Source organism: Rudanella lutea DSM 19387 (assembly GCF_000383955.1).
GTDB lineage: Bacteria > Bacteroidota > Bacteroidia > Cytophagales > Spirosomataceae > Rudanella > Rudanella lutea.
On sequence record NZ_KB913013.1, the window covers coordinates 6,168,396 to 6,180,581 of the forward strand.

A 12,186-nucleotide genomic window follows, 5' to 3' on the forward strand; every position below is an offset into this window, starting at 1 on the left:
GCATGAAGAAACTGTTTTCGCTCATTTTGCTCGTTTGCGGGCTCATGCCTGCCACGCACGCTCAGATTCGGTTGGCCGAGTTCTGGCAATCGGGCATGGTGATTCAGCGCGATCAGCCCGTACACGTCTGGGGGAGTGGGACACCCGCTCAAAGGGTGCGGGTCCGGTTGGCCGATAACGAAGTGCAGACTACCGTTTTGCCCGATTCGACCTGGTCGGTGACGTTACCTGCCCGCCGGGCTTCTGCGGCTCCCCTCAAACTGCTGGTACAAACCGATTCGGCCCGGCTCGAACTGGATGATCTGCTGGTGGGCGATGTGTGGGTCTGCGCGGGTCAGTCGAATATGGCGTTTCCGGTTTTGGCTGAGCGGCATGCAGCCCAAACGTTACGCGAGGCTCCCAATCCCCTGTTGCGGCTTTATGACCGCATACCCGGTGCGTTTCGGTACAATGAACCGTTCAAAGCGCACGAAGCCCCGTATCTCGAACCGGCCCGGTATTTCAGGCCGGGACAATGGCAGGTGGCCGATTCGGCTTCGGTTCGGCGGTTTTCGGCCGTGTGTTACTACGCGGGTCGGGCCGTTCAGGAGTCGGTGGGCGTTCCGGTCGGGCTGATTCACATGGCCGTCGGAGGGTCGCCCGCAGAAGCCTGGATGCGGGCCGAAGGGGCCGTGGCAGACGCCCTGTTGCAGAGCCTGTTTACGGGTGACTGGTTCGCAAACAAAACCCTTGAACCCTGGTGCATTCAACGGGGCCACGAAAATCTGGACTCCCTGCTCCGGGCGGGGTATCCGTTGCCGCGCGGGCCGTACGGTATCCATCACCCCTATGAGCCGGGGTTACTGTACGAGGCTGGGGTGCTGCCGCTGAGTCGGTTGCCGGTCAAAGGGATTATGTGGTATCAGGGCGAAAGCAATGCCTTGAGTGAGCAACGGGCACAGCAGCACGAAGCCCTTTTTCCGGCGCTGATTAACCAGTGGCGACGCGCGTGGAACCGGCCCGAACTCCCGTTTTACTTTTGTCAGCTTTCGTCAATCAGTACCGAGAAAGGGTACAAGTCAGACTATTGGCCCCTGTTTCGGGATGGGCAACGACGGCTTGCCGGAACCATGCCTAACGTGGGTATGGCCGTTACGAGCGATGTGGGCCACCCGACGGATGTTCACCCGACCGATAAAAAATCGGTGGGCGACCGATTGGCCCGCGCCATGTTGATTCAGACGTACAAAAAGCCGTTGCTGGCCGCGCCGGTGCCCGTTCGGGTTCGTCGGCGGGCGGGTGGCTGGGAGCTTCATCTTGCCAATGCGGGGGAGGGGCTCCAAACCGCTGACGGTCAGGAGGTGCGCGGGTTTGCCCTCGGCGATGCCACCGGCCCCCATACCGAGCTGTCCGCCCAACTTCGGGGAAAAACCGTGCATCTGACCGGCCGGGGCAACGGGCAATTTCTGTACTACGGATGGCAGCCCTACACCACGGCCAACATAGTGAATAGCGAGCGGCTCCCACTTTCCACCTTCAAACTTCCGCTACCTTGAACATAAAATTAATCCCGGTACTCTGGCTGTTGGTTGGGGTAGCCGCCTGGGCCAAACCACCGGCTCTCATTCCGGCCCCGCGTCAGGTTATCTGGACAAACGAAACCTTCCGGTTGCAACGCCTAATCCGCGTGCAAGCCCCCGACGCTCAGGCGCGTGTTGTGGCCGATTCGGTGGTTGCGTTTCTGCGGCAGCACGGCGCAACGTCTACGTTTACTCGTTCAGAAGGCGGTGCTCAGGTCGTTTTTAAACTGGAGCCATCGGGTGCCTTTCGGGATAAACCGGAGGGCTATTCGATTACCGTTTCGGCAAAAGGCGCGCAGCTCACGGCTGCCACCGAGCGGGGCCTGTTTTGGGCCTACCGAACCCTGCAACAGTTGGTGCAGCCCGGCCCGAACCCCTCGCTCGCGGGTTGTCAGATTATCGACTACCCGGCGTTTCCGGTGCGAGGGCTCATGCACGATACCGGCCGGAGTTTTATCACGCTCGATACGCTACGGGCGCATCTTCAGCAAATGTCGCGCTACAAGCTGAACACTTTCCACTGGCACCTGACCGAGGATATTGCCTGGCGATTGGCAAGCGACAGTTTACCCGCCCTCACCGAGGCCGTCAATATGCAACGCGACCCCGGCGGTTTTTACACCAAAGCCGAGGTGCGCGAACTGTTGCGGTTTGCCCGCGACCGGCACATTCAGATTATTCCCGAACTCGACATGCCCGGACATAGCGCGGCTTTTCGGCGGGCAACGGGCGTCGATATGCAGTCGGAGCCGGGTAAAAAGTGGGCGAAAAGCCTTATCCGGGAGGTGTGCGCTTTGTTTGACTCGCCCTATCTGCATATCGGTACCGACGAGGTGGCCTTTCGCGATTCGATGTTTGTGCCGACCATGATGGCCGTGGTGCGCGAATGCGGCAAAGCGGTGATTGGCTGGTATCCGGGTGGCACGATGGACAGCACGGCTATTCGTCAACTCTGGATGAGCGCCCGAAAACCGTTGCCGGGCATGCGCGTCATCGACTCCCGCGATCTGTACTTGAATCATTACGCCACTCAGGCCGACCTGATTAGCCTGTTTCAACGCGACTTCTGCGATGTGCCCGAGGCTACTCCCCGCCATTTGGGGGCTATTGCTTGTATCTGGAACGACCGCCGACCGGCCTCTACGGCCCAACTCGAACGGTTGAACGGGCTTTACCCGATCCTGCTCACCTTCGCCGAGCGAATCTGGCGCGGGGGCGGTAGGCCCGAAACCGAAACGGGCGTGGTGCTTACCGACCCGGTCGCTTTTGCCGAATTTGAAGACCGGCTATTGACCCACAAACGGTTGCATTTTGGCCAAAAGGTGTTTCCGTATGTTCGGCAGAGTGGGCTTCATTGGCGGATTCTGGGGCCTTTCCCAAACGGCGGCAACCTCAATGCGTCGTTTCCGCCAGAAGAAGGTAACCTTCATTTTCCGGGCGTGTTGGCAACCGGGGCCACGGTCTATCTGCGGCACACCTGGGGGCAGCCGGTGGTGCGGTCTTACCTGCCCGACCCCAAACCGAACCACACGGCCTATGCCTTTACCGAGGTGTATTCGCCCAAAGCGCAGACCGTTGGGCTGTGGGTCGATTTCCATAATTATGGCCGCTCGGAGAAAGACGCGGCCCCACCCGCCGGAGCCTGGGATCACAAGGGTAGTGCTATTTGGCTCAACGGCGAACGAGTACCTCCGCCCATCTGGCAGCAGGCGGGTTTGCGGCCCGGCAGTCTGGAACAGCCCTACCAAAATGAGCCTTACGAAGCCCGCGAGCCAATTACCGTTTCGCTCAAACCCGGCTGGAACCGGGTGCTTCTGAAACTACCCGTCGGGTCGTTTAGTACGCCCGAATACCGGTTGGTGAAGTGGCTGTTTACGGCCGTGTTTGTGCGTCGGGAGGGAGCGCACTGGGAAACTGCCGACGACCTGATTTTCTCCCCTGATCGATCGCTAAAAACGCCTTAACCGCCTATTTATGAAGTCACTTGATACGCCCGAAACCGCTACTCAGCCCAAAGCCGGTTATTACCCCTGGGTTGTGGTGGGGTTGCTCTGGGTGGTGGCCCTGCTCAACTATTTGGACCGGCAGATGCTGGCCACCATGCGCCCGGCGATGTTGCGGGATATTGCTGAGCTGGAATCGGCCACCAACTTTGGCCGGCTGATGGCGATATTTCTCTGGATTTACGGCCTGATGAGCCCGGTAGCGGGGCTGGTTGCCGACCGACTGAGCCGGAAGTGGCTCATTGTGGGTAGTTTGGCGGTTTGGTCGGGTGTGACTTTGCTCATGGGTAATGCTACTACGTTCGGGCAGTTGTATGTGCTACGGGCGGTGATGGGCGTGAGCGAAGCCCTGTACATCCCAGCCGGCCTTTCGCTCATTGCTGACTTTCATACGTCGCGCACCCGATCGCTGGCGGTGGGCATCCACATGACCGGCCTCTACATGGGGCAGGCCCTTGGTGGGTTTGGGGCTACGCTCGCAAGTTCGTACTCGTGGCCAACTACGTTTGCGGCTTTCGGGGGCGTGGGTATCGTGTATGCTGGGGTATTGGCTTTTTTTCTGAAAGAAGCCCGTCAACCGGCCGAACCTCAACAAGTACTTGCCCCAAAAAAACCGCAGACGGTTGGGGAGAGTCTGAGGCTACTCTTCACGAACCGGGCTTTCTGGGTGCTGTTGCTCGTGTACGCTATTCCGAGTCTGCCGGGGTGGGCTACCAAAAACTGGCTCCCGACCCTGCTGGCTACCAATCTGAACATCGACATGGCACAGGCTGGGCCACTGGCTACCATTACCATTGCGGCTTCGTCGCTGGTGGGGGTTCTGCTCGGCGGCACCCTCTCCGACCGGCTGGTGCAATCTCACGTGCGGGGCCGTATCTGGGTCAGCGCCACGGGCTTGTCGCTCACCATTCCGGCCTTGCTGTTGCTGGGCTTTGGTAGCTCGCTCGTGCATATGCTGGCCGCAGCAGTTTGTTTCGGCATCGGTTTCGGCCTGTTCGACGCGAACAATATGCCCATTCTGTGCCAGTTTGTACCGGTTCAGCGCCGGGCCACTGCCTACGGCATCATGAACATGACGGGGGTGTTTGCCGGTGCCGCCGTAACCAACTGGCTTGGTAGTGCCACCGACGGGGGCCACCTCGGCCGCGACTTTGCGGCCCTCTCGGCGGTGGTTCTGGTGGCCATGCTGGCCCAGATCACCCTTTTAAGGCCAGCGCAAGCCGAATTGGTGGAGGGGACGGTTTCAGATGCTGCACCGGTGGAGTAGGAGGGAGGTGGATCCGGGAGGTTTCTTGTGAATTAACGTGAGTTATTGATAATGGCTGACGCAAAGGCCTTAGACAGGCTCAGCCGGACGCGGCCCGGGCTGACCTCAAATTTGTGAGTTGCCCGTCAGCCTGAGCCTGTCGAAGGTCTTTGCGTCATCAACTAATTTTAAATCAAGAAGTTACAACCTGCGTTATCCATAATTCACGTTAAATTAGAAGTCAAAGTTCTAATTCACACGTATGATTCGCAGAGGGGGAGGTATTCACCCCCTCCATCCTCACAGTCCCACCTCCAGCCAGCGCAGCTCCAGGCGCTTCCAGATGTTAATGCCGCCTGCTGTCTCCCGGTACACCAGATACAGATCGTGTGGCCCCGACATCGGTGTCAGCTCCGTGCTGATCTGTTGATTGTTGCCCGGCACCACCGCCAGCTGCCCCAGCAAGGGACCATCGGGCCGGTCGGCACGGACTTCGAGGGTCCCCGTGAGCCCCGGTGAACTCAGGCCCGCCTTGAGCGACTTGAGCCCCGTCAGGTCGATCTTGTCGAACGCGATCCACGACCCCTTCTCGTTGTAATTCATCGACGAGGGGGCTCCGTTGCCATTGCGTCGGGCTACCCGGTCGAGCCGCTGGGCATCGGCCGCGTTGAAACGGGTTGGGTAGAGCCGCAGCAGATCCTGCCCGGTCAGGCCACCCCGGTCCACATATCGGGCCAGCACCACGTAGTTACCGCCGGGCTGCGTCAGGCTCACGCGCCCTTTGGCCGGTAAATTGGGGCTGGGCTCGTTCAAGGATAGAATGTAGCGAACCATCTCGGCGGCATCCTCGCCCAGCAACTGAGGGTGCGCCGACATCATGTGGTCTTTAGTCCAGACACCCCCTCCCCCTTGTATGATCTTGTTTGAAAGCGACGCTACCAGCTTCGTGTCGGTCGGGTTGGCTTCGTAGCGCCGGGCAATCGCCTGCCAGCTGGGGCCCACCGACTGTTGATTGAGCGCGTGACAGGACCGGCAATCGCTCTGCTCGATCAGGGTTTTGCCTTTGGGGGTGCGTTGGCCGGTAGCCATCAGTCCGGCCACATCTTCGCCTTCAGGCAGGTGGTAGAGCGCCACCGTTGCCCGTTTGGGGTCGGTGGGTCGGTCTTCCCGGTCTACAATATTCACAGCGTAGTCGACCTGAGAGTTCGGGGCAAAAAATGAGCGGTTGCCTTTCCACTGCACCTGCACAACGGGCGGTTCGTTGCCTACCCGCACGGGCAGTTGGGCCTCAGCCTGTAAGCCCTGCCGGTCGGTGACACGCACCCGGCAGAGGTAGGTGCCTGGTTTAGTGAATGTAAACGCCGGGTTGGGCTGGCGGCTCTGCACGGTTTTACCTCCGAAGAACCATTCGTAGCGAAGGGAGTCGCCGGAATCGTGATCGAAGGATTCGCGGGCCGAGAACTGGACACGCAGGGGGGCAGCGCCTACGGTTTTGTCGGCCCCAATGCGAGCAATGGGCGTGCGATTCCCCTCATTGAACTCGATGCGTACCAGAGCCGCGTCGGTATTTTTAGCCCGCCAGTAGCTGCCGTATTCAAGCACGTAAAGCTCACCAGTTGGGCTAAAAGCCATGTCGACCGGGTGGTTGAAGGGCATCTGAGGCAAAAAACGCTCGATACGGTTCAGGTCGCCGTTGGGGTGGAGGGCAGCCGTAAAAATCCAGCCGCGCATCCAGTCGTAGAAAAACAGTTTACCGTCGAAGTAAGCCGGAAACCGCCGGGCTGAGGCCGGATAGTCCTGTGCATGGAAAACAGGGCCGGCCATGGCGTTGCGCCCACCCGTGCCCAAGGCCGGAAATTCGGCCGACTCGGCATACGGGTACCAGATAAAGGCCGATTGGGCGGGGGGCAGCTCGGTGAGGCCGGTGTTGTTACGGGAACGGTTTACGGGCCGGGCCGGGTCGAAGGGGGCACCCGCTTGTTTGGTCTCAAAGTTGTACTCGTGATAAGGCTTGTTGTTGCCTACAAACAGGGGCCAGCCGAAGTTGCCGGGCTTCCGGGCCTGGTTGATCTCATCGTGACCCCGTGGGCCGCGCCGGAGGCTGTCGTTACCCGCGTCGGGGCCTACTTCGCCCCAGTACAGGAAACCCGTGTGGGCATCCACCGAGATGCGGAAGGGGTTACGGCAGCCCATGACGTAGATTTCGGGGCGGGTCTGTGGGGTGCCCGGCGCAAACAGGTTGCCGGTCGGAATGGTGTACGAACCATCGGGCTGAGGTCGGATGCGGAGAATCTTGCCGCGAAGGTCGTTGGTATTGCCCGACGATTTGAGGGCGTCGAAGCGCAGCCGACCGGGCCGGTCGTCGAAGGGTCCAAACCCGTCGGACTCAAACGGGTTGGTATTGTCGCCGGTGGAAAGAAAAAGATTGCCGTCTCTATCGAACGCGAGCGAGCCGGCCGAGTGACTCACGCCCTCGTGCAGCAGGGGCACGCGAAGCATCTCAATGCGGTTGGCGAGGCCGGTGGGGGTCAGCTCGAAGCGGGCGAGTACGTTGGCGTATTCACCGTTGCGGGGCGTGGGGTCACCGTAGTACAGGTAAAGCCATCGATTGGTGGCAAAGCCGGGGTCGAGGGCGAGCCCGAGCAGGCCATCCTCTCCGGTAGCCCGAACGGCCAGTTTGGCAATCTGTTTTTTCTGGCCGGTGCGGGGGTCCAATTGGTTGAGGGTGCCAATTCGTTCGATGTAGTACAGGATGCCCTGGTTGTCGATGGCGAGTTCCATGGGCTCGTTGAGGTCGTTGTCGAGAACGACCTTGGTAAAGCGGGAATCGTCGGGTCGGGGCGTATCTACGGGCAGGGTAAAAGCCTGCGCGGCAAACAAACTCAAGAGCAGGAAAAACGTTCTCATTGTTGAACCAGTATACCCCCTAAATAAAACGCGTGGGGCTCATATACTTTCGGGTTGCTCATTGTTTGGTTTCTTTTTTTCAGGATGGCCACTTTATCCAGCCGAGCCGGTGACAGACGAATCTCGACCTGATGCAGGCCCGGTTTCAATCCTGAAATGAGGCTGTAAAACATCCGGTAATAGGTGCAATAGGCATCGAACCGATCCAGATACCGGGGCGGATCATTATCAATTTTTACCATGATTTGCCCAGCGCCCGGCCCCACCACATCCACAATGCCGAAGCTCGTGCCGCTCGCCTGAAACCGAATGGATGCGGCCGTATCGGTCGTGGCATACACCCGGGGCAGAAACTGCGCGTACGCCTTGCCCGTCGTTACCGAGTCCACGGCCTGCCAGTTCCCTTTTCGGTCCACGGCATCGGCCAGTATAAGTGTAGCCTTCTCCAGATTGTCAGCCACGAGCGGTTTGGGTAGCCGCCGACGGCCCGGTTTACCCACCGAAGCCAGACTGAGCAGGTGTTTCTGGACTGTCTCGGCATAAACCCGCTGCCCGGTTTCGTTCAGCGGATGCACGCCATCTTCCGAAAAAACGGGTTTGTCGGGGTAGTCTTTCGGCTTGCCCTGCATAATCATCTGGCCGTTGAGCACATGCCGCACGACAGGCAGGCACATGGCTACCGAAGGCAGGTTGTAATAGTCGGCAACGGCTTCCATAGCCGAGGCCGATACCGGAAACTGCCCCCGTCCGTAGTGGTCCAGCTGTGGTTTGGAGAACGTGTACACAAAACATATGTCGGTTTCGGGATTCGCCCTCCGAATCTGCCGGACAATGCCTTCCATGGATGCTTTTACGGTCGTCGATGGTCGGCCCTGATCGTTCACCGCAAACTCCACAAACACCAAATCGGGCTTGTACGCCAGCACATGCGACCCCACTCGGTAGGCTCCAAAATCGGAGCCGGTACCACCAATGGCTGCCATAATTGGCTCGAAACGGGCCGTTGGGTACTGCTGCCCCAGCCACCGAAACGTTTGGTCGCGCCAGCCGCCATCGGCGCGGGTGATGCTACCGCCGAGATACGCCACCCGAACTGGTTGACCGCTCTGGATTTTGGCGAAAAAGTAGGGTAGGCCCCCCCGATAATTGGCCTCGGTGGCCGAACGAACACTATCCTGAGCCGTGGCCGGAATGGAGAATAGGAGGAAAAGAAAAGCGAGTCGGAGCATAAAAGGGTGTATTAATACCAGCCTACGTGCTTGGGCTGGGGTAGTATTTGTTTGGGAACGGAAAGGCTCATGCCCTGCCAGCTGGCTTTCAAAACGGCTGCATCAGGCTGAATTTGCGGTTGCATGGCTTTGTGGTCGGGCGTGGGTGTCCCGACGGAAAGGGTCAGTCCCCAAATGGCTTTTTGCAGATTATTCAGGTCGAAACGGGTCGCTGGGCCGCTGTAGATAACGTAATCGAGCCAGGCGGTGGTACCGTTACCGCCTTTTTCCCAACGGCCCGGTCGCGTATCCAGAGTAGCCTCAAACAGATTCAGATTTAGCGGTAACCCTTCAAGCGTCAATCGAATGGGTTGGTTTGGGCCATTGGGTAGACGCAGCGAGTCGGGTAATTGAACATTACCCAGTTCGAACCGTAACCGCAGATCGCGGGCTTCAAAGGTGCCGTCTTTCAATAAATCGATATGAATGTGTTTGTCGCCGGCTCCTTTGCTCAGGTTGATGGCGGCCAGCACCTTGTCGTCGCGCTGTTCACTGTAAAAACTGGCCGAGCTGAAATCATACTCGTCGTGCAGAAACCGCAGTTGCAGATACCGGGGCTTGTCGGGCGTTCCCCAATAGGCCAACAGCGGCCGACGCTGATTCCACATCGACGAGCGGTTGCTTGTGGATAGGGCAAACCGGTCGGTGAGGTAACTCGTTCCCACAATCGGGGGCGCGTCGGGCTCAAACACGTCGCGTTCGGTGCGCGGGTAGGTGGGTTTGGTGAAATACGCGAGCAGATGAGGGGGGAGCCGATGCCGCAACCGGCCGTAATTGCCCCAATCGAGGGCTTTGGGGTTTTCAGTAAACAGTTTGCCCTCCGAAGCCTCGTGCAACAGATTATAAAAACCCGGCAATACCAGCGACCGGTACGCCCGGCTGTGTGGCCCGCTCCATTGGCCCGATGGGGCATGGTAATGGCGGGCAAGCATCGACCAGGCCAGCGTGTACAGTGAGTCGATCCGTTGGCGGGCGCCCGGCTCTACAATGTGCAGTTGCATCCGGTTCAGGTCTTCGAGGGCCGTAATCGTATAGGTGGGGCTGTTGTATTCCGTGAAGCCCCCTTTTTGCAGGGTGTATTGGTACAGGGTTTCGATCTTATCGCGCCCGTAGGTTTGCAGCGTAGGCAGGTCGAACAGGTGCCCAACCAGGTAGGTCACGTAGCTCCCCATCACGGCAATGTTGGTGTAATGCGGCCCCATGTTCCGTTTCTGAATGGCTCCGGCCGCCAGCACCAGCGACCGGCGCACGGCCTGTTGCAGGGCAGGGGGGAGGGCTGGGCCGTGGCTCATCCAGACGTCGAGCAGGGTCACGGCATTGAAATCGGCCATGTTAAAATCCGGGGGCGATTTCTTGGTTTGCAAAGGCTCTTCGAGATAATACCCCCAGATGCCCCGCGTCGGTGAGCCGGTCAGGGTATCCTGCAAGCCCACGCATTGGGCAATGATACCGTGCGCCCGGTCGCGAAATTGGGCGTCGCCTGTGTTGAGCAGGGCCAGCGCATACACCATCGACCCCCGAATCTCGTGCAGCGTGCCGGAGGTCGCGTCGCGGTGGTACTGGTAGCCGTCCACGGTTGTCGAAAGCATCCGGGCCTTGTCGTCGTATCGTTTATGAATCCCGTCGAGCAGTTTGAGCAGAGTTTGCTGTTGGGGCGCACTCAGCCGGATCGGGTTCAGCTGAATGGCGTGGGTGGATTGCGCTGATACCTCTGTGCAGATACAGGAGAGTAAGAAAAGGTGTAGTAGACCGGATATAGCCCGATTGAAAAAGAGTTTCATGCGTTTATTGCAATTCGGCTGCCTGGTTGGATAAGTGATTCGTTGCGGCTGTTTACCTAATACACAGTACTGAAGCAGCTGTTTTTTATTTCGTGATCGAAGTCATTTTAACAGCAACCGGTTGCGAAAGCTGTTGAATAAATTGACGCAGGTAGTCGCGAAAGTAGGCCGGGTCGCGGAAACCGGGATCCGACAATTCCCAGCCGCCCAGGGCGTAGTAGGTGAGGGGCTTTCCGGTCTGCCCGTTCATTTTGGCGTAGTAACTCAGGGCAACGGGGCCTTTGGTTGGGGCCTCGCCCACACCGTCAAACAGGGCCTCAGGAACCACAATCGCCAGCCCGAGCCAGTATTCGCGGTTGTACGATTGTTTGTCGTGCGTGAACAGGGCCACCCAACCGTCGGCTTTGAGTACCTCAACGGGCTTCTGAGTCGCCACGCGGGGTAGCCCAATCAGTAGGGTTTCGTCGCCTTGCAGGTTATGTAGCTGTACCGTGTTTTGGTAGGCGTACATACCCGGCCAGATAGTCGGTTGCTCCACCAGCCGGTAGTCGCGGTCGGGGCGGGGTTTACAGTGGCGATGGTCGAGTTCAAGCGCGGCCCTGACTGGTCCCGACGCCAGCACCCGAAGCCGACTGCTTTCAACGGTATGCACCGAATCGGTGGCCATTACGCCCATGCGGTACAGCCCGTTGCCAATCTGCAAACCTACGCCCCCAAGGCCAAGCGAAAGCCCTTCGGCGTTGCCAACCGGCAGTACATCGCGGCCCCAATCGCGCAGCACGTGGTAATTGTCGATTACGGCGCCGGTGGGGGTCAGCCCTACGCTATCGGGCGATAGGGCCGGGGTTCGTTTGCCAAACAAATCTTTGGCGTTGCGCCCATCGAAATAGTGCCGGAACCCCACCTTATCGTTTTCCCAGGTCGGACCATCGGTTTGGTACGGTTGGTAGCCCTGCCGAATGGGCAATTCATGGGCATAAAAGGTATCTTCGGTCAACGGTCGCACAGGGGTGTAGGCACTGCTACGCTTGCCAAACCGCACCCGTACCCTGTTCGGATAAACAGGTAACGTATCAACGGTATGTACCACCAGCGAACGGCTTGCTTTGGCCGGTACGTCCATCACCCAGAACAGTTCATCCCATTGGCCGTCGGCATCGGTATCCTCCAACTGAGCTGGCATTGTCTTCCCGGCTTCGTCAATCAGCACCGGATACAGCCGGACGTTTGGACTCATTCCAAGTGCCTTGCGACCCACCCGCACCGGTTTCTGGGTCAACGCTACCCCCGACGCGTTGCTGACATGAAGCGTACCGAGTTTTTTGCCCGGCGGAGTTGGTTCAGAAACCACCCCGCCGGTGAGAAGCAGAGCGAAAAGTAGGAGAGAAAGATACATGCGTGTAATGGGATGTTGCCGCTCCG

General features: G+C 59.0%; 7 protein-coding genes. 3 read left to right on the plus strand and 4 right to left on the minus strand.

Annotated features, from left to right (window positions below; all coding sequences use genetic code 11):
• The first annotated feature begins 2 nt into the window (after nt 1-2).
• Genes RUDLU_RS0125220 through RUDLU_RS0125230 form a run of 3 tightly spaced genes read left to right on the plus strand, consistent with a single transcriptional unit; the run spans nt 3 to nt 4,829 of the window.
• The gene (locus RUDLU_RS0125220) at nt 3-1,535 is read left to right on the plus strand and encodes a sialate O-acetylesterase (protein WP_019991233.1); all 1,533 of its coding nucleotides are present in this window, start codon (nt 3-5) and stop codon (nt 1,533-1,535) included.
• Nucleotides 1,532-3,523 carry a family 20 glycosylhydrolase gene (locus tag RUDLU_RS0125225; protein WP_019991234.1) on the plus strand — a complete coding sequence of 664 codons (1,992 nt, stop codon included), beginning with the start codon at nt 1,532-1,534 and terminating at the stop codon, nt 3,521-3,523. Before RUDLU_RS0125220 ends, RUDLU_RS0125225 begins: the two co-directional genes overlap by 4 nt.
• 10 nt (nt 3,524-3,533) lie before the next feature.
• Complete coding sequence (locus RUDLU_RS0125230; protein ID WP_019991235.1) at nt 3,534-4,829, plus strand: MFS transporter; 1,296 nt, start codon at nt 3,534-3,536, stop codon at nt 4,827-4,829.
• Nucleotides 4,830-5,108: 279 nt separating this feature from the next.
• On the opposite strand, the gene RUDLU_RS0125235 is transcribed toward RUDLU_RS0125230, so the two are convergent.
• From RUDLU_RS0125235 to RUDLU_RS28270, 4 genes are all read right to left on the minus strand, one after another.
• Complete coding sequence (locus tag RUDLU_RS0125235; RefSeq protein WP_019991236.1) at nt 5,109-7,715, minus strand: PQQ-dependent sugar dehydrogenase; 2,607 nt, start codon at nt 7,713-7,715, stop codon at nt 5,109-5,111.
• Nucleotides 7,712-8,944, minus strand: coding sequence for an SGNH/GDSL hydrolase family protein (locus RUDLU_RS0125240; RefSeq protein WP_019991237.1), 1,233 nt, complete (start codon nt 8,942-8,944; stop codon nt 7,712-7,714). The genes RUDLU_RS0125235 and RUDLU_RS0125240 overlap by 4 nt, the downstream gene beginning before the upstream one ends.
• Before the next feature lie 11 nt (nt 8,945-8,955).
• Complete coding sequence (locus RUDLU_RS0125245) at nt 8,956-10,764, minus strand: hypothetical protein (RefSeq protein WP_019991238.1); 1,809 nt, start codon at nt 10,762-10,764, stop codon at nt 8,956-8,958.
• Nucleotides 10,765-10,849: 85 nt separating this feature from the next.
• A complete protein-coding gene (locus RUDLU_RS28270; protein WP_019991239.1) occupies nt 10,850-12,160 on the minus strand; it encodes a DUF4861 family protein in 1,311 nt (436 codons plus the stop codon).
• Between the last annotated feature and the right edge of the window lie 26 nt (nt 12,161-12,186).

Excerpts from the sequence above, each read along its gene's own strand:
- RUDLU_RS0125220 (WP_019991233.1), top strand. The coding sequence starts at position 3 with ATGAAGAAACTGTTTTCGCTCATTTTGCTCGTTTGCGGGCTCATGCCT.
- RUDLU_RS0125230 (WP_019991235.1), top strand. The coding sequence starts at position 3,534 with ATGAAGTCACTTGATACGCCCGAAACCGCTACTCAGCCCAAAGCCGGT.
- RUDLU_RS0125235 (WP_019991236.1), bottom strand. The coding sequence starts at position 7,715 with ATGAGAACGTTTTTCCTGCTCTTGAGTTTGTTTGCCGCGCAGGCTTTT.
- RUDLU_RS0125240 (WP_019991237.1), bottom strand. The coding sequence starts at position 8,944 with ATGCTCCGACTCGCTTTTCTTTTCCTCCTATTCTCCATTCCGGCCACG.
- RUDLU_RS0125245 (WP_019991238.1), bottom strand. The coding sequence starts at position 10,764 with ATGAAACTCTTTTTCAATCGGGCTATATCCGGTCTACTACACCTTTTC.
- RUDLU_RS28270 (WP_019991239.1), bottom strand. The coding sequence starts at position 12,160 with ATGTATCTTTCTCTCCTACTTTTCGCTCTGCTTCTCACCGGCGGGGTG.